The organism is Sphingomonas sp., from assembly GCF_003248515.1.
Taxonomy (GTDB): Bacteria; Pseudomonadota; Alphaproteobacteria; order Sphingomonadales; family Sphingomonadaceae; genus Sphingomonas_I.
Map to the genome: position 1 here is coordinate 368,398 of NZ_QFOB01000006.1, position 26,956 is coordinate 395,353.

A 26,956-nucleotide genomic window follows, 5' to 3' on the forward strand; every position below is an offset into this window, starting at 1 on the left:
ATCTGCGCTTTCCCGATCAGGCCGTGACAAGCGACGCGCGGTCGCCCGCGAACGCGGCTCTGGTGATGGCCTGCATCCCGCCGAGATCCAGCAGGCGCGGATTGTTCTTCACGAGCCGGGCGGCCTTCAGGGCATGTTCGGCCACGAAATCCTGCTGATCCGCGTGAAGCCCCAGCTCCGCCAGGGATACGGGAATGCGGATGGCCGCGAGCAGATCCGCCACAGCATCGATGAAAGCCTGGGCGCGGTCTTCCACCGTTTCGCCCGCGAGGCCCAGCATGTCCGCCAGCTCGGCGAAGGCATCGGGGCAGGCGGATCGATTGAACTGCATCACGTAGGGCAGCAGGGTGGCGACGCCCAGGCCGTGCGCGGTGTGGGTGAGATTGCCGACCGGATATTGCAGCGCATGCGCGGCCGCCGTTCCCGCCGTTCCAAACGCGCAGCCCGCCGCCAGCGCGGCCAGCATCACGCCATCGCGCGCCTCCATGTCGCTCCCGTCGCGATAGGCGCGTTCGAGATATTTGAAGAGATTGCCGATCGCGAGCTTCGCCATATGATCGGACAGCACGTTCCGGCCGACGAAGACATGCTCTTCGGTCAGCAGCGGATCACGCGCCCGCGCCAGCGTGGTGAAGGCTTCCACCGCGTGCGTCAGCGCGTCCGCACCCGAAATCGCCGTGAGGCCGGGAGGACAGGTCATCGTCAGTTCCGGATCGCAAATGGCGATGGCCGGGATGAGATGCGGGCTCGCGATTCCGATCTTGGCGCCGCGCTCCTCATCGGAAACGACCGCAACGGGCGTCACTTCCGATCCGGTGCCCGATGTCGTCGGTATGGCGATCAGCGGGATAACGGGGCCTGGCACGGCGAATTCGCCATAATAATCGCGGACGCTGCCACCATGGGTGAGCAGCACCGCCACGACCTTCGCCATGTCCATCACGCTGCCGCCGCCGACCGCGATCATGATATCGGGGGCGATGGCGCGTGCCCGCGACACGCAATCCTCGATCGAATTCAGGGGCAGATCGGGGATCGTCTCGTCGAACACATGCGCCTCGACGCCGTGCTTCTTCAGATCGGCCAGCATCGCCGCGAATTCGGGCTGCGCGGCCTGACGCTCGTCCGTGCACAGCAGAGCCCGCGTTCCCAGGCGCGCCGCGACAGAACCGAGCGCCTCGCGCTGCCCCCGGCCAAACAAGATGCTGCGTGGCAGCCGCAACGCCCCAAACATGGATGAGATTTCCTTCACTTCATTCCGCCCAATTCACACACATCAGGAATTTTCGGTCGACGGCGCGACGTAGAGCCGCCGCGAAGCATCGATCTTCAGGAACAGGGCCGCCGCGATCAGGCACAGGACCGCGAGGACCATGAATGCCGAGAACCAGCCGCTGACGCTGACGATATAGCCCGTGATCGCGGCGGCGATCGCAGCGCCAAGATTGCCGAGCGTGTTCATTACCGCCGAGACGGAACCGGCGAATTCGCCGCCCACATCCAGCGCCACCGCCCACGACACCCCCACCGTCAGCTCAAGGCCGAACAGCGCGATGCAGAAGCACAGGATGCTGGCGATCGGATCCGTTATGCCCGCCGCCAGCGGGATCGCCACAGCGGCCGTCACGAAGCCCACCACCGCCACGGCCCGGCGCGCCATTTTCAGGCCCGCGCCCTTCTTGACGAGGTGATCGGATGCCCATCCCCCCGCCAGATCGCCGACGACGCCGGCCATCAGCGGCATGCTGGCGAACAGCCCCATCACCGCGATGTCGAAACCGCGCGCGTCGTGCAGATATTTGGGGAACCAGGTCAGGAAAATGTTGATGCAATAGGCATAGCAAAAGTACATCGCCGACAGCACCCAGAGCTGCGGGTTCGCAAGAAGATGGCGCCACGGCACCTTCGCGCGCTCACGCCCCGCGCCCAGCGCATTTTCGATCATGGCGCGTTCCGCGTCGTTCGTGCGCGGATGATCGCGCGGCGCATCGCGATAATAAACGAACCACAGCAAGGCCCAGGCCAGGCCGACGCCGGCGAACAGAAGGAAGGGCATCCTCCAGCCGAAATCCACGATCAGCAGCGCGACGAAGACCGGCGTGACGGCGCCTCCCAGCCGGGCGCCGGCGTGCGTGAGCCCCTGCGCCCAGCCGCGCTCCGATGGCAGCATCCAGCGCGACAGCGATCGCGTGGCGATCGGGAAGGATCCCGCCTCGCCCATGCCGAACAGGAAGCGGCACACCATCATCGATCCGGCCGACCATGTGGCCGCGGTCGCCGCCGTGAACATCGACCACCAGAGCACCACGCCCGTCAGGGCACGGCGCGGACCGAACCTGTCGCCCAGCCAACCGCCCGGGATCTGGAAGATCGCATAAGCGAACTGGAACGAGGCGAAGATCCAGCCCATCGTGACGAGCGAGAAGCCATATTCGGCCTGAATGGAGGGCGCCGCGGTCGAAATGACCACACGATCCATATAGGTGATGAGATAGGCGAGAACGGTCAGCCAGAGCACGACATGCCGCACCCTGGTCGGGCGGACGGCAGCGGGCTGGCTATCGATCTCCGCCGCGGCGGAAAGGGCGCCACTATCGCTCATGGCCGCGCCGGCCCGCAGGCACCTTCGGGGCGGTCGACGCAGGTCTGCCAGATGGTCGGCACCTTGCGGCCGGCGACATAGACGCTGCGGATCGCGCGCGTATTGCGGATATCCGCGACAGGATCACGATCCAGCACGAGCAGATCGGCCCATTTTCCCTTTTCGACCGTTCCGGCCTCGCTTGCCGCCATGAATTTCGCGTTGGTGCCGGTCGCGGCCGTCAGCGCCTGCAGCGGCGTGAGGCCCGCCTTCACCATCAGCTCAAGCTCCCAATGCGCGAAATAACCGGGGAACCTGCCGGAGGGGCCGCTATCCGTGCCCATGCCATAGGTCACGCCGCCCTTGGCCTGGCTGGCCAGGTTGGCCATCGCGTTGCGCAGCACCTCCGGATATTTCGGAAAGGTCGGCGATGCGGCCAGCTTTTGCTGGCGATCCGGCGCCTTCAAAGCGGCGATCGTGGCGGGCGAGACGCCGCGCGAGAAGAAGGGATCGTCCACAAACGGGAGCAATTTGTAGGTGAAGGACGCTTCGCGGCTGAGCGTGGAGGCGAGCTGCCAGGTTCCGCGTGCCTTCATGGCGGAAACCAGCGCGGGATCGACCGCGCGATCGCGAACCTGGTGCATGAAGGCATCGATGCCTTCGCCCGTCAGTTCTGCCGCATTGTCATAATAGAAGATATGCGCCGCGGCCTTGCGGCCATCCTTGTGCGCCGTATCGATCACCGCCTTGCTGATCGAATAGGGCATGCGCTGGGAAATCGTCTCGAACTCGTCATCCATCCACAGCTTGATGAAGTCATCGCCCTTGGCGACTTCCCGATCGACCATCGCCACGGCTTCCGCGGGCGTCGCCACGGATTGTTCGAGCCCGGCGACACCGCCATAGCTGCCCTTGAACACGACTCCCCTGCCCGCCGTGAAGGCACGGGCCATATCGATCCGGCCGATACGCCGCTGATCCGCGATCACGTCATGGATCGCGTCCCCATCCGTACCGAGCGTGTAAACGGAAGTGACGCCATAGGCCGCGTAGAGTCGCAACTGACGCTCGACGCGCTGCCGATCATAATATTTGCCGAAATTCTGATCGATGCCTTCGACGAGGCCGAGATGGACATGGCTATCGATGATCCCCGGCATCAGATATTTGCCGCGCAGATCCTCGGCCGCCGCGCCCGCGGGCTTGCGCAGCCCCGCCGCCGGACCGACCCACGCGATGCGCCCATCCTCCATCACCAGCGATTGGTCCCGCTGGGCGGGCCGCCCCGTGCCGTCGATCAGCGTGAAATGCTCCAGCACGACGGTTTCGCCGTGCACTGCGGCGGCACAGCACATGCCGAGCGCGATAGCCGCGCCCCGCATCGCCGATCGCCGGTATTGGCCGAACGGCAATGGCCGCATCGCACCCCTCCAATTTCATATCATATATGATTTTGGTAAGGTCGCGTCAGATCGCTGTCAAGCGCGATGGCTCCCCATACGGCGCGATATCGATGCTTATTTCTGAAGGTCTTCCGGCGCGGCCAGAACCGTATCCATCCGCTGTTCGGAGCGTTCCAGATGCTGCAACACGGCGCGCTCCGCCCCGTCCGGATCATGGGCCACCAGCGCCTCGATAATGGCCCGGTGTTCGGTTGCCGCCCGCGTGGGCGCGTTGGTGCTGTAGAGCGCCCGGAAAATATGGAGGTGTGCGTGAAGCCGCTCGATCGTCTCGGCCACCAGCCTGTTGCCGCTGCCCTCCGCGATCAGGCGATGAAGCCGCGCATCGGCCTCCGCGAACTGGGAGTAAGCCAGCGCATCCCCATCCACGACTTCCGTCATCTCGCGATCGATCGCCTGCAGTTCAGCGATCGACTCATCCGTCATCGCCTCGGCAGCGCGGGCAGCGGCATAGGGCTCGATCAGCTTGCGCAGCGCATAGAGATCACGAACCTCCTCGTGCGTCATCTGCGGGCTGGCGCGATATCCTACGTTCGTCATCTTCGAGACGAGCTTCACCGCCTCCAGCTGACTGAGCGCCTCGCGGACCGGCGTCTGGGAAATTCCGAGCTGCCTGGCCACGGCATCGATCGCGATCCGTTCGCCAGGGGCGATCCTCAATGTCATCAGCATTGTCAGGAGATGCTCATAGGCCATTTCGACCATCGTCTGCCCGGGAGGGGTCCGCCCCACCCGGGGAGCGACATTGGCCGGAATTTGATCGTTTGTCTGATGCACTGCCGTTCGACCGTCGTTTGGGACGTAATCATATAGGATACATCTCCCAAACAAAAGCCGAGCCGTTCTCCGGCAGCGACGGGCTCCTCACGTTCGGCCGAAACCGCATGATATCCCTATCGAATCAGATCGCCTGCATCCCGCGATCGACGATCTTCCGGATGAGATCGCGATGCTTGGGAAGGGTGCCGCGCAGCCGCTCCGCCATCACCTTATTCTCCCGGATCGCGCGTTCGGCGGTGCGGGCGTCGGCCACCAGCGAGTCCGCCTCGATCTCGGTTCGAAAGCCCATGCCGTAGAGCACATATTGATAGCTGGCGGCGGGAAACACTTCCTCCACGCGATCGAATTCGTCGTGCAGCCAGGGCCCCTGATACCGCCAGAGATGGAGAAGGTCCTTCAGCCTGTCCGATATGGTTTCGGGCAGCATATTATCCCGCCAGAATGCGGAATCGCGCCGTTTGCTCAGCACGTAATGCAGCTTCAGGAAATCGATGATGCGCCCCCAGCGATAGGTGGTGGTGGCGTTGAACCGGGCCGCGACGATATCCATCACCTCGCGGTTGGCGGGCATCTGCTCGGCTATGATCTTGGCCGAAAGTTCGACCAGAACGATCGCCGAAGCCTCCAGCGGCTCCAGGAAGCCGGCCGCGAGCCCCACGGCGACGCAGTTCCGTTTCCAGAAGGTTTCGCGATGGCCGCTCCGGATCCGGATCTTGCGGACGGGCAGATGATCGGCCGCCGATCCGAGATAGGCGCGCAATTCTCCTTCGGCGGCATCGTCGCTGATATGGCGGCTGGAGAAGACATGTCCCACCCCGCGTCGCGTCGGCAAGCCGATGTCCCAGATCCACCCGGAACTCTGCGCGGTGGAGATGGTGTGGGTCGCGATCGGGCTGTCCTCGTCCGGATAGGGCACCTGCACGGCCAGCGCGGTATCGCAGAACAGCGTATCGCCACAGTCCTTGAAGCCCACGCCCAGCGCCTGCCCCAGCAGCAGCGATGAAAATCCCGTGCAGTCGACGAACAGATCGCCCTCGATCTCGCCCGCCTGCTCGGTCATGATCGCGCGAATATCGCCATTCTCGGCCAGTTCGACGGACCGCACATCGGCAAGCACGTGCCGGACGCCCAGCTTCGTAGTCGCATGCCGCTGAAGGAAGGGCGCGAATTTGCCCGCATCCAGATGATAGGCATAATTCGCCACGCCTTCATATTCGGGCGTGGTAATCATCTTGGGCGCCAGCCCGTCATCGCAGCACAGCCCTTGGGCGCAGACGGTATCGCAGAAACTGCTATCCTCGCCGGCATTCAGCCAGTGGGGCACCAGATTGACCTGCGAAAAGGCCTGCGGAAGCACCAGCGGATGATAATAAGCGTCGTCGGGCGCACCCGTCGTCCAGCGCGCGAACAGCGCGCCCTGCTTGAAGGCCGCATCGCATTCCCGGAAGAAATCCGTTTCGGATACGCCGATCTTGCGCAACGTTGACCGCAAGGTCGGCCACGTCCCCTCTCCCACCCCAATGATCGGAACGTTGGGGGATTCGACGAGGGTTACCGAGAAATGTTCCGGCATCCGGCTCTGATGGCGCGCGGCGACCGTCGCCGCCGTCAGCCAACCGGCCGTGCCGCCCCCCACGACGACGATCCTGCGCACGGGTTTGACCATAATATCTCACATGTAGGCCAAACGGGGGCGCTCGCCAAAAGGCGAACGCCCCCGCCGCCCAAGCCTTAGAAGTGGAAGCGCGCTCCGGCGGTGAAGCGGCGTCCATAGGACCAGACGTCGAGCGTCTGGTTCGAGAAGCGACCATGCGTGCTGTAGGTCGAATTGTTGAGGTTGGTCGCCTCGCCAAAGACCGTCAGCTGCGGCGTGATGTCGTAGCTTGCCGACATGTCGACCTGGATCTGCTTGTCGACATAGACAGGCTCGGCACCGAAGGTACCGCCCTGGCCCTGGCCAAGACCAGACAGATATTCGTCGCGCCAGTTGACCGAGGCACGGATCTGGAACCCGTTCTTGTCATAGAAGCCGACGAAGTTGGCCGAATTGGCAAGACCCGTGATCGCGAAGGCCGCACCGGAAATGTCCGCACTGTCGAACTTCCGGTTCGTATTCACGAACGTGCCGTTGACGCTGAAGCCGAAGCCGCTGTCGCCAAACACCTGCTGCATCGCGATTTCGACGCCGCGGACGGTCGCCTTCGGACCGTTGATCTTCGCGTTGACCTGGAATTGCGCGGCCGATCCGGTGAAGGGATCGATCACGCCGGGGAAGGTCTGCGTCGAAACGCCGCCCACGATGAAGTTGGACAGATTCTTGATGAACCCGTTCACCGCGAAATACGAGTTGCGCGCATAATACCATTCGACGCCCAGATCGTAATTGTCGGCAAGATATGGCGTCAGGTTGGGGTTGCCGCCCGAGGCCGAAAGGCTGCCGCGACGCAGCGTGCCAAGGTTCACCGTCGGCTTCAGATCACCAAGCACCGGCCGCGTGAGCGTGCGGGACGCATCGGCGCGCAGATACAATTTCGGCGTGATCTCAAGCTTCATGTCGAGGCTCGGAAGCAGATAATTATACTTGTTTCCGCGAACGATGCTCTGCGTCGGAGTGTAGGCGGCCTGCAGGAGCGTCGGATCGTTGGCATCGAGGATCAACTGCGTCGGATCACGACCAATCGCGGAGGCGGTGACCTTCGTCCCCTCATTGCGGATGCCCGCGTTGAAGTGGAACGGCATGTCCCCGATCTCGACATCGAAGCCCGCCTTCACGAAGATCGCATAGGTCTTCTCGTGGACGCTCAGCACCGAGCCAGGATCGAATGCGGGCGAAACCGAACCACGCCCGGTCGCTTCCAGCGCCGAATAGATGACGTAGGGATCATATTTCAGGAAGCCGGGCGCCAATCCGCTGGACGAATAGCCGGGGATGAAGCCGTTGGTGCTGATCGTGCCCTTGAACGCCGCCGCCGGCAGAGGATACAGCGCACCTGTGCGGCCCGAAGGCGTACCATAGCCACCGTAAGACGCGAACACGTTATTCGTGAAGGTGTTCGTCGATTCCTGATAGAACTTCGTATCCAGATACTGGCCACCGAAGGCGATCTTGAAATTATCGCCGTCATAGGATCCGGTGAAGCGGCCCTGCTTCAGCTTGTTCGTGCGATAAGGCGCACCGCGTACGATGACGTGCGAGCCCATCACAGACGTATCGAGGAAGCGCGACAGATTACCGGCCGGGCCGATATCGTGCAGCACCGGAAGATCGTTGCTGCTCGATCCGATGATGCCGAGACCCGTATTGGCACCGAGGATGGTGGACACGCGACCACCGGTCGAAAGGAAGGGGCCGGTGGAGCTATTGTTATAGCCACCATAGCCGATATCCATATTGTCGCCGTAGCCGTTGCGATGCGGATTGAACACGCTCTTCGCATAGGCGCCGTCGACATCGAACTTCAGTCGGTCGGTTGCCTCCCACTTGACGTTGGCGCCCGTCTGGTTGGTCTGATTGATCGAACGGCCGAAGCCGGCATTGAAATCCATCGGCGTACCGAACTGGTTGAAGTCGATCGCCGTGCCGTTGCTGTCCAGTTTCAGGTTGCGCAGATCGTCACCCGCGAACCAGGCGCCATAGCCGTAGGTCTCGGTGTGAAGCGTCTGGCGCGTATAATTGTGATCGACCGTCAGCAGCAGCGTGTCGCTCGGGCGCCACTGAACCGCCAGACGCCCATCGATACGTTCGTCTTGGGTCGTGACCTGGTTGGCGCCGATCTGTTGCGGGAACCAGCCCAGCACGGTCTTGTTCGCCGCCGTCAGGTCGGAAGCCGAGCAGCTCGGGCCGGACTGGCAGCGATAGAAGCGATTACCGACCCAGCCGGGAATGAAGACCTGGTTCGAAGTCGTGTCGCGGCGGCTGTAGATAAAGTTGCCGAGCACGCCGAACGTATCATCCGCGAAGGTGTCGCTCAGCAGGATGCCCGCCGACGGCCGCGCATCCTTGTTGCGCGACTGGATCGTGCCGGATGCCACCGCCGAAGCGTGAAAGCCGGTCCGGTCGAAGGGCTTCGGCTGGGCGACGTCGATCGTGGCGCCGATCGCGCTGGACGAAAGGCCGACATCCGGCGTCTTGTACACGCTCAGACGGCCGACGAAATCCGCGCCGACGGTGGTGAAGTCGACACCGCGCCCGCCGGATGCCGTGGAAACACGACGACCGTCATACAGCGTGTCGTTGAAATCGCCGCCGAAGCCGCGGATGCTGACGCCGGTCGCTTCACCACGGGATCCGGAGCGCTGGATCGAAACGCCCGGAAGGCGCTGCATGGCGGACGCCACGTTCGAATCCGGGAACTTGCCGATATCTTCGGCCGAAATCACGTCGACGACGCCCGGCGACGTGCGCTTGATATCCAGATTGCGCTGCAGCGAGCCGCGAATACCCGTCACGACGATTTCAGAGCGGGCCTGCGCCTCCTCGTCGGAAAGCTGAGTGGCCTGCGCCGGTGCGCCGCCAGCGGCCTGCGCGGCAGCCGAAGTTGCTCCTGTGAGCGCTATCAGACTTGAAGCCGCGATGAGCGCACGCCTCCGCGAACGCCGAACTCCGCCAAAAGAGTTGGATATATCCGAATCCTGCATCACACCCCCTGTTGTCGACATCTTGTCCGACATTTGGATCATCATTCGGACCAGATTTTGATGGCTGGGGAGCGCAAAGCTGAACGTGGGACACGTTTGCCTTGATCAGGTTCTCTCCAGCAACCTCTATCGGGTCTGGAATCAGAATATTTCCAAACTTCGACGCTATCAAGCTATTTGTCTGCGTTAAAAAATTGCATCTATCCTTCCGATCATGGCTGGACCGGTTATGCCGCGTTGGTATGACCGGCCGAGAACGATCTGGCGAGATGATCGTGGGGGAGGAAGAATGACAGTGGCACTGGAAATCCTGAACACCGATCGGCACCGGTTGCTCAGGATTAGCGAAAATCCGGGAAAACCTGCGCATTTCACGATGATCACGCTCGACGAATTCCCGGCCGCCGCCGCCGTCTGTCCGATCTTCTTCGCCAAGGACGCATCGAGCGGCGATTTCTATGCGGGCGCCATGTTCGGGTTCCAGCCCGGCGAATTGCTGGTCGATTGGTCCCCGACAAGCGGCTGCGCCTTTCAGCCTCTGGACCTTCAGAGGCGCGGTTTTTTCATCGCCGGGCAGGATATCGCGATCGATCCTGCCCATCCGCGATTCTCGGACGGCGCCTCGAAGCAGCTTTTCAGCGACTCCGGCCAGCCGGAAGAGGCCCTTTCGCAGATTCAACGCATCATCGGACGGCTCAAGTCAGGGGTGGACGCGACGCGCGATTTCATCGCCGCCCTTCTCTCGCTGAAAGTCATCGAGCCGATCGATATCAGGCTCAACTTCGATGACGGGGAAAATCTCAGTCTGGACGGGCTCTATACAGTCAGCCGCGACGCGCTGAACGAACTCGACGATCAACAGATCACGAAACTGTTCCGCGCCGGCTATCTCCAGATGGCGCTGTGCGTCGCATTTTCCCAGGCGCAGATCCCGGTGATGGCGCGTCGGAGAAACGAGCGGCTGACCGCGATCTCGTGATGGCGGTCGATCCCGCCTGGCTCGCGGACGGCCCGCTCTTCAGGAGCGAGATCGCGGCCCGTTGCAAACCGGTGCTGCTGCCGGGGCTCCTTCGTGATTGGCCGGCCGTGCGGGAAGGCGCGGCGTCGCCCGCGGCACTTGCCCGCTATCTGGCCCGTTTCGCCACTGACCGGGAAGCGCAGGCCTTCGTCGGCGAGCCGGGCATTGCCGGCCGCTATTCCTATGGCGCCAATCTGGAAGGCTTCAATTTCGAGCGGATCGACATGGATGTCATGTCCGCACTCGAACGCCTGCTCGCGGCTCAAAACGAGCCGCTCCCGGAGAGCTTCTATATGGGCTCGATACCGGCGGACATGTTTCTTCCCGGCTTCGCGGAGGAAAATCGGATCGCCATCGTTCCGCCCTCCGTCAGCCCGCGCCTCTGGATCGGGAGCGCGTCGCACATTGCCTGTCACTATGACACGTACGATAATGTCGCAGGTGTCATTGCCGGGCGGCGGCGCTTCACCCTCTATCCGCCCGAAGCGATCGAAAGCCTGTATGTCGGCCCGATCGACCATACGATGGCGGGTCAGCCGATCGCGCTGGCGGAAGGATCTTCGCCGGGCGATCCCCGCTATCCCGATTTCGAGGCCATGCGCGATCAGGCGATCATGTTCGATCTGGCCGAAGGCGACGCTCTCTATATCCCGAAATTGTGGTGGCACAGGGTCGATGCGACGGCGCCGTTCAACATGCTCGTCAACTATTGGTGGGATGCATTCAGCAACGGCACCGACGCGCCTTATACCACGATGCTTCTGGCCATGATCGCGCTCGCGGAGCGCCCGGAGGCCGAACGGCAGTCCTGGCGGGCTTTCTTCGATCATTATGTGTTCCGGCCGCAGGGACATCCGCTTCGGCATCTGCCCGAGGCGAAGCATGGCATCCTCGGCGCGCTCGCAAACGGCAATTACGGACGCATCCGCGCCCATGTGATGCAGATGCTGCGGCGCGGCTGACATCCCCTGCCACGGGCCAGGATATCGCCCGCCGCCTCTATGCTCGTGGTCAGGCGCAGATCAGGCCGCGTTGGCCACGCGATGCAGCGCGTCGAGTTCGCCACTCTGCCTCGCCCTGCGGCCATAGACCATTTCGAACAGTGGACCGGCCATCATCGTGGTGACGATCGCCATCAGCACCAGCATGGAAAAGAGGGTCGGCCCGATAATCCCCTTCTGCAGGCCGATGTTGATGATGATGAGTTCCATCAGACCGCGCGAATTCATCAACGCGCCAATGCCCAGTGCCGTCCGATTGTCCTCGCCGGCGAGCCGTGCCGCGAGATAGCAGGCGCCGCCCTTGGCAAGGATCGAAACGACGAGGATTCCCAGCGCGATCAGCAGCAGGGAAACCGAATTGACCATGTCGATCCGCGTGTTGAGCCCCGAATAGGTGAAAAACATCGGCAGCAGCAGAACGACCGCCAGAGGCTCCACCTTCCGCTTCAGATCCTCGGCGAACCGTCCGCGCGGCATGACGGCGCCAAGCACGAAACCACCGAAAATGGCGTGGATGCCCACGGCATCCATCAGGAAGGCCGAAAGGCTGAAGGCCGCGAGCGTAATCGCCAGGATGGCATAGCTCATCTCGCCCTGCTCTTCCACGCGACGGGCGAGAGGGGCGAAGACGCGCGGACCGAACGTAATCACGAGCCCGGCCCAGATCAGGCCGCCGCCAATGGCGAGGATCGCCACCCCCGCCCCGCCCCCGAACGTTGCCAGCACGATCGCCAGCACGCACCAGGAACAGGCATCGTCGAAGGCCCCTGCCGTGAGCGAAAGCGTGCCAAGCGAACTATTGGCCAGCCCACGCTCGTTGATGATGCGTGCCAGCATGGGGAAAGCGGTGAGCGCGATGCACGCGCCCATGAACAAGGTTGCGTTCGCCACGGAAATCTGGGGCGAAAAGAGTCCCGGAATCCTGACGAGAAACGGGGTTATCAGGATCGCGAAGGCGAAGGGCGCCGAAATGCCCGCGAGCGAAACCGCCGCCGCACTCTTCGCCTTCGATCGGAAATGATCGGTCCGAAGCGTCGTCCCCACAAGGAACATGTACAGCCCAACGCCGAGCTGAGAGCCCGCATAGAGGATGTTGCGGGTTTCCTTCGCGAAGATCGCGCCCTGGAGATCAGGCAGGAGGAGCCCCAGCAGCGATGGCCCCAGAAACACGCCGGCGATCATCTCGCCCACCACTTGCGGCTGGGCCAGCAGCTTCCGGCCGAGCCAGCCGACAACACGGCAAGCCACAAGGATTACAGCCAGTTGCAAAAAGAAATGGATCGAGAAATCACCGGGAACATAGCTATTCGCGGCGGCATCCATGGCCGGACCGTGTGGCGAAAGAACGCTCCTTACGGTCGACCAAAGACTTTCGATCATATCACTCCCCCGAATTGCTCTTTGAAGCAATGATATTCGGATCGGTGCCGTTTACAACATGCCCTTCATAACAAATTCGTCGCCGATCCCGAATCGAAAGCCGGTTGACAAAGAATTGCGACGGATATCCCGACCCGATTCTTGGCCTGTCGTCAGGCCGTGGCCATCCACACCGCCGAATCCTTGTAATCGGGGTCGCGCGTGGGAAATTCATTCGAGGGCCCTGCCCGGTTCATGCGCGCATAATTGGGCACCGCCAGCATCGGGCTGCCGTCCCCCCATTGCCCCGCAATCGCCATCACGCCGCCCAGCAAGGACGGACGCCATTCGGGCGTAAGCGCGCCTGCGGAGAGCGCCCTCCCGAGATCGGGCTGATCGGCCAGCTCGACATTGTAGACGAGCGGCCCGTAACGCAGCGCCACCTTGCCGCGCGTCGCCGCCACCCTATCGGCGGACGCCAGTCGCTGCACGGCCATGGGCAGTTCAAACTCCACCCGATCGCCCTTTTTCCATTCGCGATCCAGCACCGCATATCCGCGTTCGATCCGCGGCACGACTGTCTTGCCGTTGATCTTGAGATAGTTCAGCCCACGGATCTGCGGCGAGGCGGCGTAAAGCTGGCTGGTCTGCCGATCCGGCACTCGAACGTGCACCGCGAAGCGGCCCGCCTTCTGGGGGTTCACCGTCAGAGCGACCTTGCCGTTCCAGGGATAATCGGTTTCCTGCACCATCTCGACCTGCGTTCCGGCAATCTCGCCGACATTGATGCGGCTGCCGACGAACAGGTTGACGAACAGACTGTCCTTGTCCTTCGCATAGGCCCAGGTCGGCATCATTAGCAGGGTGCGCGGGATATTGCCTACGCAGCAGGGGCAATTATGCCATGCGTAGCGCGCGGAGCCCAGGAGCGGGTTCGTATAGGTGAAGTTCCGGCCTTCGAGGTCCGTCGCCCCCAGCAGGGCATTATACATCGTCTCCTCATAGAGATCGGCATATTTCGCGTCACGATAGGCGATGTTGAGCTTGTACTGGAAGAAGATCAGCCCGCAGCTCGAACAGCTTTCGCAATAGGAATCGTTGCGCAAACCATAATCGTCGCCAAATCCTTCCGATGTATCGCCGCTGCCAACGCCCCCCGTGACGTAATATTTACGGTTCACCATATTGTCCCAAAGGGACATGACCGCGCTCTGATAATCACGGTCCCCGGTTTCGGCGGCGATATCAGCCATGCCGGAATAGAAATAGACCGCCCGCACCGCATGGCCGACAGCCTCATATTGCTCGCGCGGCGGCAGGTGGCTCTGGTCATATTCCGATCCGCCCCGCCGCGATTCCAGCAGGAACCGCGCAAGCGCGATATAGGCGTCGCCGCGCCCCTTCCCCTCCATGTCGTTCACGAAGCGGCCGAAGCGGACAAGCGCCTGCTCCATCTCCTGATGCCCGTCATACCAGGCCTTCTTGCCCGGCCCGATATTGGCAACCCAGCAATCGGCAAGGCGCTTGGCCGCGTCATAGAGCCGGCGATCCTGCCCGCCGGTCAGCGTATAATGGTTGATCGCGGATTCGATGAAATAGCCCGAAACATAGCCCTCATGATCGCCGCGATGCTCGGGCGACCAGCGATCGGGCCACTCCTTGCGATCGGCAAGGGTGTAGGCGGTCTGGAGATAACCATCCGGATGCTGGGCGGCGAGGATGATCGGGATCCACCGCGCGAGCGCGTCGCGCATATGCGCCTGTGCCGCTGCAATCTCGGCATCGCCCTGCGGATCGACCATCAGCGCGATGCACATCGCCTCAACCGTCTGGTGAACCCAGGCATTCGAGAAGACGAAGCCCCGGTGCGGCCCATGGGGCTCGCCGCGCAGCGCCTTGGCGGATTCGATGAAATTGTCGAGGCCGCCCACCCCGTCCTTCAGGTCGGTTCGCTGGCAATAGTCGATACAATGGGGAATCCAGTTGACGATCAGCGCCTTGGCACGCTGCGTCCAGAACGGGCTCGTGATCGCATAAGGCGTCGTATAGACGACATCGAGCCTTTCCGAGGGAGGCCCCTCCTCCACCCGGAGCTGCACGACCGATTTGGAGACGCCGCCCGCGCCTATGCCCGCAAGTTCGAGCACATAGTCTCCGGGGGTGGAGACCGTCGCTGCCGTCCTGAGCGCGGCCGGATCCTCGAAGACCACCGTGCCGGGGCCGCTCACCTGGCTCCAGCGCACGGCGTCCCCCGGTTGCTTCGCGAGCCATTTCGCCTTGCCATTCATATAGGTCCGCCCGCCGAGTACGAGCGTACGATCCACACCGGCCGCCACCGCCGGCGCGAACGCCGGCACCGGGCCTCTGTTATAGACCTTCCATTGCAGGATGCCGGGCGAATTCTTGCCGTTGCCGACCATGACGATCCGGATCTTCGTCGTCGTAACCGCGTCGAAGCGGGTCGTATTGTAGCGATCCTTGTCGAGGCCCAGGCCGCGGGGATTGCGCACCGGCACGAAGGCAGCGCCGTCCCAATACTGCACCTCGTATCGGATCGGACGCTCGATCCCCCAGGGATTTTCCAGCCAGAAGATATCGGTCCGATCGGTCGAAATCGGTTTCGACCAGTCATATTGGATCCATTGCGTATCGGTCTTGGGAACGAAATTGAACGCGCCGCTCGTGTCGCTCGACGACAGTTTCGGCTCGAATCCGCTGTTGAGGTGGGTCAGCTTGGCCCTGGTCGAGGACCAGGACGCGCTCGGCGTTGCCACCAGCGCGAGGTTCGGCGCTTCCTCGATCATCGCGGCGAAGGCACGCGTTCCGCCAGCGAGCGCAGCAAGCGCCGTCGCGCCTTTCAATACAGCGCGGCGGTCGATCGCGCCCACCTGCGAGGCACAGCCACAACCGGGTGTATCGTCCACCTTCAATCCTCCCTCGAGACAGCCCGTGCGCCGCCAACAAACGGGTTATCCCGTCCGAACTTACTACATATGCCTGTCATTTTTGTCTGAGTTTATCAAGCCATCGACAAGGCTGATCGTCGCCAATGGCCGGCGATCCGCCGAAATTCGCGGCCAGCCTCGGGCCAGACGATCGAGTGGCGCAACATCCGGAACACAATCCACGATACGAGTTTCCCGGATCGGGCGAGATCCATATGCGCATATGCCCCTCCCGGATCCGAAAACGGCGCGTCCATGCGAGAATCGGATTGTGAACCCGCTCAAAAACTCAGACATTAACCGCCATCAAAAGAGGGAGAGCTGCCGATATGAGCTTGCGCGGATTCGGGCGATGGGTCGCCACGGGAATGGCGGGCGCGGCAGCGGCGAGCGCGCCTGCCGAAACACCCGTCCAATTCCTGCCCCAAAAGGCGGCGCCGACGATCTCGCGCGATATTTTCGGCCAGTTTGCCGAGCATCTGGGCACGGGTATCTATGACGGCGTCTGGGTCGGCAAGGACTCCGCCATTCCGAACGTGCGGGGCATACGCAGTGATGTTGTGGCGGCGCTGCGCGCGATCCATGTTCCCAATGTCCGCTGGCCGGGGGGCTGCTTCGCCGACGAATATCATTGGCGCGACGGCATCGGCCCGGCGGCCAAGCGCACCGTTACCGTCAATTCGAACTGGGGCGGCGTGCCCGAGCCGAACACGTTCGGCACGGACGAGTTCATGGATTTCATCGGCCAGATCGGCAGCGAGGCCTATGTTTCCGTCAATGTCGGCTCCGGCTCGCCCGAGGAGGCGGCGAAATGGCTGGAATATATGACGACGGACCAGCCGACGACGCTGGCCAGGGAACGCGCCGCCAACGGCCATTCCGCCCCCTACAAGGTGAAGTATCTGGGGATTGGCAATGAGAATTGGGGATGCGGCGGCGCCTATTCGCCCGATCACTATGTGGAAGAGATGAAGCGGTTCAGCCACTTCGTGAAAAACCTCAATCCGGCGCAGAAGGATCAGGGGGCGATGCAGAGGATCGCCGTCGGGTGGGACGCGGACAAGGGCGACTATACCGAAGCGGTGATGAAGGCCTGGGCGAACAAGGCGTGGAGCTGGGATATCAACGGAGTCTCCCTGCACAGCTATACCGTCAATGGCTGGCCGCCGCACATGGCCAGCACCGGCTTCGGCGAGGATGATTATGCGAAGATCATCAAGGAAACGCTGGGGATGGATACGCTGATCGCGAAGCAATCCGCGATCATGGATAAATATGATCCGGAGAAGAAGGTCGCGCTCGTTGTCGACGAATGGGGCTCTTGGCTGGCGCCCACGCCGGGCAGCAATCCCGGTTTCCTCCAGCAGCAGAATTCACTGCGCGACGCGATTCTCGCGGCGGTGAACTTCAACATCTTCATCCGCCATGCCGATCGCGTCCGCATCGCCAACATCGCGCAGATGGTGAACGTTCTGCAGGCGATGATCCTCACCGACGGCCCGAAGATGATCCTCACGCCGACCTATCACATCCACAAAATGTATCTGCCGTTTCAGGACGCGACGTTCGTGCCGATCACATATGAGGCCGGGCGATACGAACATGCCGGCGTCGCCATGCCGCAACTGGATGCCGTGGCGGCGCGCGACAAGGCCGGGAAGCTCTGGCTCGCGGTGACGAACATTGATGCGTCCCGTCCCGGCGAGCTGAAGCTCGACACGACGGGGCTCCACATAAGGCGCGCGGCGGGAACGGTTCTCACGGCAGATAGGGTCGACGCGGTGAACGACTTCACGGCACCGAATGCCGTGATGCCCAGGCCGATCGCGGCGAAAGCCAACGGCTCCTCCCTCCATCTCACGGTGCCGCCCAAGTCGGTCACAGTGATTGCGCTGGAATCCTGAGACTCACACACCTAGTTAGCCGCCGCTCACGCCATCCACCGATACCCCCCGAAGGATCCTCCCGTGGACAACGATTACCGCAAATCCGCCCTCGACTATCACCGCCTTCCGCGACCGGGAAAGCTCGCCATCGAGGCGACGAAGCGGATGGCGACGCAGCGCGATCTGGCGCTCGCTTATTCTCCGGGCGTCGCCGCCCCGTGCGAGGAGATCGCCGCCAATCCCGATCGCGCGCTCGATTATACGGCGCGTGGCAATCTCGTGGCGGTGATCTCGAACGGAACAGCCGTGCTGGGGCTCGGCTCGATCGGCGCTCTGGCGTCAAAGCCGGTGATGGAGGGCAAGGCCGTGCTCTTCAAGAAATTCGCCGACATCGATGTCTTCGATCTGGAACTGGATACGACCGATACCGACAAGTTCGTCGAGGCGGTGGCGCTTCTGGAGCCCACTTTCGGCGGCATCAATCTGGAAGACATCAAGGCTCCGGAATGTTTCGAGATCGAACGCCGGCTGCGCGAGAGGATGAACATCCCGGTCTTCCATGACGATCAGCATGGCACCGCGATCGTCGTTGCCGCCGGGATCCGCAACGCCCTTTTCCTCCAGGGCAAGGAACTGGCGGATGTCCGTCTCGTCACCTCGGGCGCCGGCGCGGCGGCCCTCGCCTGCGTCGATCTGCTCGTCTCCATGGGGCTGCCGATCGCGAATATCACGCTCACCGACAAGGACGGTGTCGTCCATGCCGGACGGGAGGGAATGCCCTCCAACATGGCGGTCTATGCCCGCACCACCGATGCCCGCACGCTTCAGGAGGTGTTGCCGGGTGCGGATGTCTTCCTGGGGCTCTCCGCCCCCAATGTGCTGAAGCCCGAATGGCTGCCGCTGCTCGCCGCCAAGCCGATCATCTTCGCGCTGGCCAATCCCGAGCCGGAAATCCTGCCCAGCGTGGTGCGGGAGGAGCGGCCGGATGCGATCGTGGCGACCGGGCGATCCGATTTCCCGAACCAGATCAACAATGTGCTCTGCTTTCCCTTCATTTTCCGGGGCGCGCTGGATGCCGGCGCGACCGAGATCAATGAGCCGATGAAAGTCGCCGCGGCGGAGGCGATCGCCGCCCTCGCGCGCCTTCCCGCCGAAGAGAGCGTCGCGGCGGCCTATGGCGGAGCCCTCCCGCATTTCGGGCCAGATTATGTGATCCCCGCGCCCTTCGATCCCCGCCTCATCGTCGAGATCGCGCCCGCCGTCGCGCGCGCGGCAACCGAGAGCGGCGTCGCCAAGCACCCGATCTCGGATATCGCCGCCTACAAGCGCTCCCTTTCCGAGCGGACCTGGCGGTCGAGCCAGCTGATGCTTCCCATCTTCTCGGCGGCGCAGAGCAAGGCACCCCGCATCGCCTATGGCGAAGGCGAGGATCCTCGCGTGCTCCGCGCGATCCAGACCGTATTGGATGAAGGGCTCGCCCGCCCGGTCATCGTCGCGCGGCGCGGCATCGTGGAGAAGCGGATTACGGAACTGGGCCTGCGCTGGCAGCTAGATCGCGACGTGGAGATCGTCGATCCGCTCGCGGGCGGCCCTGTGCTGCAAGGCCTGATCAAGCCTTATCAGGATCTCGTCGTGCGACGCGGCAAGCCCGTCGCCGAGGCGGAACGGATGATCTATCGCCGCCCGACCGTGACGGCGGCGATGCTGCTGCGCACGGGCCATGTGGATGCCGCGCTGGTGGGCGGCCATTCCGAATGGTGGAGCCAGGTGAGGCTCATCATGCCGATCATTCCCCGCTCTTCCGGGGTGAGCCGTGTCTACGCCCTGTCCGGGCTCATCATGGATGCCGGTGCCCTCTTCATCACCGATACGCATATGGTGCCAGATCCGACCGCTGCCGAGATCGCCGAGATGACGATGCTTTCTGCTGCGCAGATGCGGCATTTCGGGATCGAGCCGAAGGCGGCGCTTCTTTCCCACTCCAATTTCGGCGCGTCCGATACGGCGAGCGCGCGCAAGATGCGGGCGGCGCTGAAGCAGTTGCGCGAACAACAGGTGGATTTCTCGGTCGACGGCGAAATGCACGCGGACAGCGCGCTTTCGGAAGCGCTCCGCAATCGGCTCGTGCCCGATTCGCCGATTTCGGGGAGCGCCAACCTGTTCGTGATGCCAAACCTCGATGCCGCCAATATCACGCTCGGCGCCCTCGCCGCCTCGGCCGGCGGTCTTGTGATCGGCCCGATCCTGATGGGCTTCGATCGCCCGATCCATGCGCTTGTGCCCACAAGCACGGCGCGCGGCATCGTCAATCTCACGGCGATCGCGGCGGCCGCCACCTGAGCAGCATCGTCTTCGCTGGAGGGCTTCACGCGAAGCCCTCCAGAAAAATACTCATACAAGATAAGAACATGCGCCATCGGATTGCCGCCGCGACACACATATCGCCCGCGCACCGCATACGGCGAGGGCATCGGCGCTCTCACCCGTTGGCATCGGAAGCGTTGGCCGCAATCGCCTGACGGCCTTGCCAACTGCCTATACACTTGGAAAAGAGGCTCTATGGTCGCCTCAAAGAGCCGGATGACGGGACCGGACACAGCCCGGAGAGCACTCATGCCATGCCACGCAAGCGGATGCCCTTGGGAGCTCCACCCGCCATCGGGGGCGCCACGCCAGCCGGATCGGTCGCTCGAAATGATCCACACTTTGCGGAATTTTGTCTGACATGACACGACCCATGCGGATCCGCTGGACGATCATCGGCCTGCTCATGGGCGTGATGATTCTCAACTATCTTTCGCGTAGCATATTGGGCGTGGCCGCCCCCACGATCATGCGCGAGCAGGATATCTCCACCCAACAATATGGCTGGATCACCGCCGCCTTCCAGGTCGGCATCATGTTCCAGCCGCTGGTGGGCTGGCTGCTGGATGCGATCGGATTGAAGATCGGCTTCGCGATTTTCGCCGGCCTCTGGTCGGTCGTCACCCTCCTCCACGGTTTCGCGTCGGGCTGGGTCGGCTTCGCCGCGCTGCGCGGCCTGCTGGGGCTTGCCGAAGGCGCGGGCCATCCCGGCAGCATGAAGGTCGTCTCCGAATGGTTTCCCGCGCGCGAACGCGGCTTTGCGGGCGGCCTTTACAATATCGGCGCGTCGCTGGGGGCCGTCTTCGCACCGCCGCTCGTAGCATGGGCGATCCTCACGCACAGCTGGCGCGCGGCCTTCCTTGTGGCGGGCGGCATCAGCCTGGCCTGGGTGCTGCTGTGGCTGTTCTGGTATTCCCCGCCGGCCAGCCACCGCGCGGTTTCGGCGGAGGAAAAGGCCGAAATCGAGGATGGACAGGAAACCGGGCTGGAGGCGATGGCAGCCAAGCCTTCTGTCGGCTCCCTGCTGCGCCAGCGCAACCTTTGGGGCATCGCCCTGCCCCGGATGCTGGCGGATCCCACCTGGGGCACGCTTTCTTTCTGGATGCCGCTCTATCTGATGACGGCGCGGCATTTCGACATCAAGCAGATGGCGCTCTTCGCGTGGCTGCCATTCCTCGGGGCGGATCTGGGCTGCCTGTTCGGCCCCTCGGTCGTCGCCTTTCTGCAACGCCGGGGCATCCACCTGATCGATGCGCGCCGCTATGCCTTCACGCTCGGCGCCGTGCTCATGACGGGTGTGGCGGCCGTGGGATGGGTCACGGATCCGGTGATGGCCATCGCCCTGCTCTGTCTGGGCGGGTTCGCCCACCAGACGCTTTCGGTCACCGTCATCACCATGTCCGCGGATCTGTTTCGCAAGAACGAGGTCGGCACGGTGGCCGGTCTGGCCGGCCTAGCCGGAAATACCGGCCTGCTCATCTTTTCGCTCCTGATCGGCACGTTCGTCGATCAGGTCGGCTACGAGCCCTTCTTCGTCGTGCTGGCATGCCTCGATCTGCTGGGCGCCGCGCTTCTCTGGACGTTGGTACGGAAACCTTCATGACCAAGATCGCCAATCCGATCCTTCCCGGCTTCAATCCCGATCCCTCGATCGTGCGGGTCGGCGACGATATCTACATCGCGACATCCACCTTCGAATGGTATCCCGGCGTCCAGATCCACCACTCGCGGGATCTGGTGAACTGGCGGCTCGTATCGCGTCCGCTGGTGCGGGCCAGCCAGCTCGACATGCGCGGCACCCCGGACAGCTGCGGCGTCTGGGCGCCGGACCTGAGCTATGCCGACGGGCGATTTCACCTGATCTATACGGACGTCAAACGTTATGGGCGCACGACTGCTGCAGGCGCGTCCGGCGCCTCGCTGCGCGATTTCCACAACTACTGGGTTCATTGCGATACGATCGACGGCGAGTGGAGTGACCCCGTCCACCTGAACAGCAGTGGCTTCGATCCCGCCCTGTTTCATGACGACGACGGGCGCAGCTACCTCCTGAACATGCTCTGGGATCACCGCCCCGGCCGCAATCGTTTCGCAGGCATCGTCATCCAGGAGATGGATCTGCGCAGCGGCGCCCTGCTCGGGGAGCGGCGCACCATCTTCGTGGGCACGGACCTGGGCTTCACGGAAGGCCCCCATCTCTACAAGCGCGATGGCTGGTATCACCTGCTCGTCGCCGAAGGCGGCACCGGCTGGAATCACGCCGTGACGATGGCGCGCGCGCGATCGATCGAAGGGCCTTATGAAATCCATCCCGATGGACCAGTTCTGACAGCCAAGGACAAGCCACTGTCCCCGATCCAGCGATCAGGCCACGCCGATCTCGTCGATCTGCCTGACGGTGAGACATGGATGGCCTATCTCTGCGGCCGTCCGCTGCCCTCGCGCGGGCGATGCGTGATGGGTCGCGAGACAGCCATCCAGCCGATGCGCTGGGGCGAAGACGGCTGGCTTCGCACCGTGGAAGGAGATGCCGCGCCGGCCCCCGCGCCGAATGCCCCCGCCCTGCCGGCAGCGCCGTGGCCCGCCCCCGCCAGCCACGACGATTTCGACGGCCCCGATCTGCCCGTCACGCTGCAATGGCTGCGCACCCCGCATGCGGATCGCCTGTTCAGCCTCACCGCGCGCCCGGGGCATCTGCGGCTATATGGCCGGGAAACGATCGGAAGCCTGCACGAGCAGGCACTCGTCGCGCGGCGGCAGACCAGCTGGAAATATCGCGCGGAATGCGTGCTGGATTGCACCCCGATCAATTTCCAGCAGCAGGCGGGCCTCGTCTGCTACTATAATTCCACCAAGCTTCACTATCTGTTCGTCTCGCATGACGATCCGGACGGACGCCATCTGCAGGTCATGTCGATCCTGCCTGATCAGGTTCAGGGCGATGTTTTCGGCCCTCGCATCCCCATCGAGGGGGGCCGCATCTCGTTGGCGGCGGCGGTCGATCATCACATCCTGCGCTTCGGATATCGAACCGAGACGATGACGGATTGGTGCTGGCTACCGCAGGCGCTGGACGCATCGGCGCTATCGGACGAAGCCACCCTGCCCGGCCTTGCGAATTTTACGGGTGCCTTCGTGGGCATGGCCTGCCAGGACATGGGCGGGCTCGCAATGGCCGCCGATTTCGACAGCTTCAGCTACGTCGATCTACCCTGAGAACCCGACTGGACATGCGCGGACGAGCGCATGTCCAGATGCCCTCTGAAATCGAAAAGCTCGTGGGGTTGCGCGATCCATCGGCAAGCCGGGGCTGCCTCATAAAGATCGCCTCTCCGTCAGCGTGATAACGTGCTCGCCACACTCTTTCGAGAGGGCGATGCCTCAGCACGGCAGGGCATGTTCGCCTGCACATCCTTTCCATCCCGGCAATCGTGGGAGCGGATACACGCAGCTCTGCCGGATCGTTGGCTCCCGGCCCGCGCGACGCTTTGGACGCCCTCCAAAAAGAATGGCGGCACTCCCTTTCAGGAGCGCCGCCAGTGGGAGGAAAGGCTTAAAGGCTGAAGCGGATGCCGGCCCGATAAACCCGCCCGAGAATGTCGTAGAGCGACGGGCTCGGGAAACCGGGGAGGTAAGGCGGCGACTGATCCAGCAGATTGTCGACCTTGAAATAGGCCGTGATGTTCGGAAGGATCTTATAGGATCCACCGATATCCAGATAGAACGAACCCTTGATGTGGTTGTTGCTGATCGTCGGGTGCTGGCTCGTGGAAACCGGGCAACCCGTCTGGCACTCGATATAATTGTTGTTGTACTTGCCATCCGAGAACCAGCGCTGCTGGACGAGGAACGACCATTTGTCGGTCTCGTAGGTCTGGATCGTCAGGAACTTCCAGTTCGGCGTGCCACCGATGTTCACACCGGCCGAGTCGTTCGGAATCGTGCCGGGCAGGCCGGTGTCGCTCACATATTTGATGATATGCGTCGCCAGACCACGCAGCGTCAGCGATCCATCCAGACCGAGCGGCCGCCGCCAGCGATAGCTGCCCTCGATATCGAAGCCTTCCGTCTTGATCGATGCGAAGTTGAACGACTGCACATTGACGTAATTCGGCCCGCTCGTGTTGTTCAGATTGAACGAGTTGCAGACCTGCGGAAGGATCCCCTGGAAACAGAAGTTCACGATATCGTTGGCGCCAAGGCCGCTGATCACGTCCTTGATCTTGATCGTGTAGTAATCGAACGACAAGCTGAAGCCCGGCAGCCAGGACGGATTGGAGAGTACCGCACCGACCGAGGTGTTCCGCGCCAGTTCCGGCGTGAGCGCCGGATTGCCCAGCGCATTCTGGATCACCAGAACGTTCACGTTGCGGAAGGGATCGAAGAAGTTCGGCAGCGTCGTCGTGACGGGGGCCGCGAACAGCTCCGAAAGGTTCGGCGCACGCACGTCGCGCGACGTGGTGGCGCGCAGGCGGAAGCCGTTCAGCGGCGTATCCCAGGTGCCGCCGACCTTCCATGCCCACACTGTGCCGGAGGTGCTGTAATCGGTCACGCGGGCCGCAGCGTTGAGGTTGGCACGGCCGATCTTCTCGCCATCGAACAGCGGCAGGTTCGCCTCGAAGAAGGCTTCCTTCACGCTATAGGAGCCGGTGCCGTTCTTGTAGTTGCCGGCATACCAGTTGTTGCCGCTGTCGAGCAGGGTCGGATCCGCCGGATAACTGGAATCATACGGCGTACCGGAGATCCCCGCCTGATCGAGGATACCGTTGCCGTAGGCATCGGCGCGAACCTTGTAATATTCGTGCCGATATTCCGCGCCGAACGCGATCGCGAGCGGACCGGCCCACAGATCGACCGGCGAACCGGAAATGTTGAGGCTGACGACGTCCTGCGTCTGCCGGGTCCGCTGGTACGGCCCCTTCTCAGGCTGCACATAGGCCTTCGCCGAGGCGGAAGGGGTGGCACCGCTGAAGATGTTGATCGGCTGGCAGCCATTCGCCCGCGCCACCGGATCCGCGCAGACGATCACGCCATTCAGGCTGATCGCGTTGATCGCCTGATTGAAGCGCCGCGTGAGCATGATCTCGCTGACGTCGATCGCGGTCTTGTTGATGCCGCGCTCGTAATAGGTGTCATAATTCCAGTCCGTCCCGAACACCGGCACCTTACCCTTGGCGCCAGCCACGAACCGATACTGGCGCCGATCCGTGTGGACCTGCGTGTTCGGCAGGATGGCGACGCTGGTGCCGTACTGGAAGCTCGTGATGCCGGCCGTGGCGCAGGCGGCCGAAACGGAGGCGGGCAGGAAGGCGTTGCTGCACTGGATCGTCAGGTTGGGACGATTCTGACCGCTGATCGGCTGGTTCTGCGTCTTGACCTGCGCGATGTTCGCGGAGACGTAGAATTCGTTGTCGTCGGCGAAGTCGTAACCGATCCGGCCATAGCCGTTGTAACGCTTCAGGCTCGATTGCAGTGTGCGGCCCGGATCCACATTGCCCGACAGATCGCCGCCGGAGCAGAAACCCGGAAGACAGCCGTTGACGGAGCCTGCGGCATTGCGCGCCGGCGTGCCGTTGGAACCATATTGGAATTGGAAGGGATTGCCCGCCGCATCGAAGGCGATGCCCTGGAGCGGACCGGACGTGATCAGGCCATATTTGGTGTAGTTATACGGCTGGGCATAATCGACGACCACATATTGCGGGCGGCCATCGTTCAGAACGTTGCGGTTGACGACCGTGCGGTTGATGAACCAGTCACGCCCGCCGCCCAGCTCCGTGCCGAAGCCGCCGGGGCCGACGCCCTTTTCGCGATCATATTCGCCGCTGACGACGACATGGAGGCGATTGTCCATGAAGGCGTGGCCGTAGGCGCCCTGAACGAGAACGGTTTCGTTATCGTTGTAATTGGTGATGGCGCCCTGGACATTGCCCTTGATGCCTTCGAAATGCGTGTCGGTGATGAAGTTCACCACGCCGCCCACCGCGTCCGATCCGTAGGACGACGATGCGCCGCCATTGACGACATCGACGCGCTTGATCAGCAGCTGCGGGAAGAGGCTGACGTCCGGAACACCCGTCACGTTGGCGGCCACGACACGCTGGCCATCGAGCAGGGTCAGCGTGCGGATCGCGCCGAGACCACGCAGCGAGAAGGAGCTGAGGCCCTGCGCACCGCTGGACGTGCTGAACGTGTTCGTCGTGGTGCCGGTCGAGCCCTGCAGCGAAGGCAGCTGGGCGACGGTGGCGAAGATGTTCGGCTGCGCGTTCGCGGCCAGCTGGTCCGCGCCGATCACCGAGGTGGGCGTCGGAGCCTGGAAGCCGCTCGTCGTGATGCGCGAACCGGTAACAACGATATCCTGCGCGCGATCTTCACCGCCTGCCGCATCGGCAGCAGTCGCAGGCGCGGGGGCCGGTGCGGGCGCCGACTGGGCGAAAGCAGGCGCCGAAAGCGAACAGATCGCCATCGCACCGAGGCTCACAGCCCAGGCGGCCCGACTGCGGGCCCGAACAGATTTGTCTGACATTATCCCCTCCTTCAATTGAATGCTTCGGACAGGTCGCCCGAAAACCTCCACAATCCACTTGGCCGCGCCGTCATCGGAATCCCTTCGAGTCGGGTATTTCGCGACGGCCGTATCGAGGCCTCACCCTGTATCGAGTGATAAAACCACCGATTCTGGCCGATCCGGCTGGATCGATATGTTGGACAAATACCCAACTCGCCGCGCATTGCAACGCCCTGCCAAGGGCGAATGGTGCGAAAATCCGGCTATTTTGACAGACAAGGGGTGCCCGAAGCACAATGGCGGACTAGCGTAACCGGACAGCAACAGGTGCCGCCCCGATCGGGCGTTCTTCATGCCGCCAGATCGGCAGGTGGCCGTTCAGAACGGCGGCAGGCAGCGCGGCGGCCTCGCAAAGG

At 62.9% G+C, this 26,956-nt stretch carries 15 protein-coding genes; 6 read left to right on the forward strand and 9 right to left on the reverse strand.

The genetic code is table 11. The annotated features are described in order from the left end of the window. Window positions 1-16: 16 nt before the first annotated feature. From DI605_RS12885 to DI605_RS12910, 6 genes are all read right to left on the reverse strand, one after another. The gene (locus DI605_RS12885) at window positions 17-1,234 is read right to left on the reverse strand and encodes an iron-containing alcohol dehydrogenase (protein ID WP_293974351.1); all 1,218 of its coding nucleotides are present in this window, start codon (window positions 1,232-1,234) and stop codon (window positions 17-19) included. A gap of 42 nt (window positions 1,235-1,276) precedes the next feature. Further along, window positions 1,277-2,602, reverse strand: a complete 1,326-nt coding sequence (locus DI605_RS12890; protein WP_293974354.1) for an MFS transporter — start codon at window positions 2,600-2,602, stop codon at window positions 1,277-1,279. Next, window positions 2,599-4,002, reverse strand: coding sequence for an amidohydrolase family protein (locus tag DI605_RS12895; RefSeq protein WP_293974357.1), 1,404 nt, complete (start codon window positions 4,000-4,002; stop codon window positions 2,599-2,601). Before DI605_RS12895 ends, DI605_RS12890 begins: the two co-directional genes overlap by 4 nt. A gap of 96 nt (window positions 4,003-4,098) precedes the next feature. Then, window positions 4,099-4,737, reverse strand: coding sequence for a GntR family transcriptional regulator (locus DI605_RS12900; RefSeq protein WP_293974360.1), 639 nt, complete (start codon window positions 4,735-4,737; stop codon window positions 4,099-4,101). A gap of 205 nt (window positions 4,738-4,942) precedes the next feature. Next, window positions 4,943-6,487, reverse strand: coding sequence for a tryptophan halogenase family protein (locus DI605_RS12905; RefSeq protein ID WP_293974363.1), 1,545 nt, complete (start codon window positions 6,485-6,487; stop codon window positions 4,943-4,945). A gap of 65 nt (window positions 6,488-6,552) precedes the next feature. Next, a complete protein-coding gene (locus DI605_RS12910; protein ID WP_367120047.1) occupies window positions 6,553-9,270 on the reverse strand; it encodes a TonB-dependent receptor in 2,718 nt (905 codons plus the stop codon). 484 nt (window positions 9,271-9,754) lie between these two features. Here DI605_RS12910 and DI605_RS12915 point away from each other — a divergent pair, with 484 nt between their 5' ends. After that, a complete protein-coding gene (locus tag DI605_RS12915; RefSeq protein ID WP_293974369.1) occupies window positions 9,755-10,438 on the forward strand; it encodes a SapC family protein in 684 nt (227 codons plus the stop codon). Next, window positions 10,438-11,439, forward strand: a complete 1,002-nt coding sequence (locus tag DI605_RS12920) for a cupin-like domain-containing protein (RefSeq protein WP_293974372.1) — start codon at window positions 10,438-10,440, stop codon at window positions 11,437-11,439. Before DI605_RS12915 ends, DI605_RS12920 begins: the two co-directional genes overlap by 1 nt. 60 nt (window positions 11,440-11,499) lie before the next feature. On the opposite strand, the gene DI605_RS12925 is transcribed toward DI605_RS12920, so the two are convergent. Both DI605_RS12925 and DI605_RS12930 read right to left on the reverse strand, forming a co-directional pair. Next, the gene (locus tag DI605_RS12925; protein WP_293974376.1) at window positions 11,500-12,858 is read right to left on the reverse strand and encodes a cation:proton antiporter; all 1,359 of its coding nucleotides are present in this window, start codon (window positions 12,856-12,858) and stop codon (window positions 11,500-11,502) included. Window positions 12,859-13,010: 152 nt separating this feature from the next. Further along, window positions 13,011-15,761 (reverse strand): beta-L-arabinofuranosidase domain-containing protein, encoded by a 2,751-nt coding sequence (locus tag DI605_RS12930; protein WP_293974378.1) that lies wholly within the window; start codon window positions 15,759-15,761, stop codon window positions 13,011-13,013. A 350-nt stretch (window positions 15,762-16,111) separates the two neighbouring features. On the opposite strand from DI605_RS12930, the gene DI605_RS12935 reads away from it, so the two are divergent. The 4 genes from DI605_RS12935 (at window position 16,112) to DI605_RS12950 (ending at window position 23,248) form a co-directional block, all read left to right on the forward strand. Further along, a complete protein-coding gene (locus DI605_RS12935) occupies window positions 16,112-17,686 on the forward strand; it encodes an alpha-L-arabinofuranosidase C-terminal domain-containing protein (protein WP_293974381.1) in 1,575 nt (524 codons plus the stop codon). Window positions 17,687-17,749: 63 nt separating this feature from the next. Then, on the forward strand, window positions 17,750-20,008 hold the full coding sequence (locus DI605_RS12940; RefSeq protein WP_293974384.1) for an NADP-dependent malic enzyme: 2,259 nt from the start codon (window positions 17,750-17,752) through the stop codon (window positions 20,006-20,008). A gap of 385 nt (window positions 20,009-20,393) precedes the next feature. Beyond that, entirely contained in the window at window positions 20,394-21,635 is a 1,242-nt protein-coding gene (locus tag DI605_RS12945; RefSeq protein ID WP_293974386.1) for an MFS transporter, read from the forward strand. Further along, window positions 21,632-23,248 carry a glycoside hydrolase family 43 protein gene (locus DI605_RS12950; protein WP_293974388.1) on the forward strand — a complete coding sequence of 539 codons (1,617 nt, stop codon included), beginning with the start codon at window positions 21,632-21,634 and terminating at the stop codon, window positions 23,246-23,248. Before DI605_RS12945 ends, DI605_RS12950 begins: the two co-directional genes overlap by 4 nt. A 337-nt stretch (window positions 23,249-23,585) precedes the next feature. Here DI605_RS12950 and DI605_RS12955 read toward each other — a convergent pair whose 3' ends face one another. Then, window positions 23,586-26,498: a TonB-dependent receptor plug domain-containing protein gene (locus DI605_RS12955; protein WP_367120048.1), complete on the reverse strand. Its 2,913-nt coding sequence runs from the start codon at window positions 26,496-26,498 to the stop codon at window positions 23,586-23,588. Window positions 26,499-26,956: the final 458 nt, after the last annotated feature.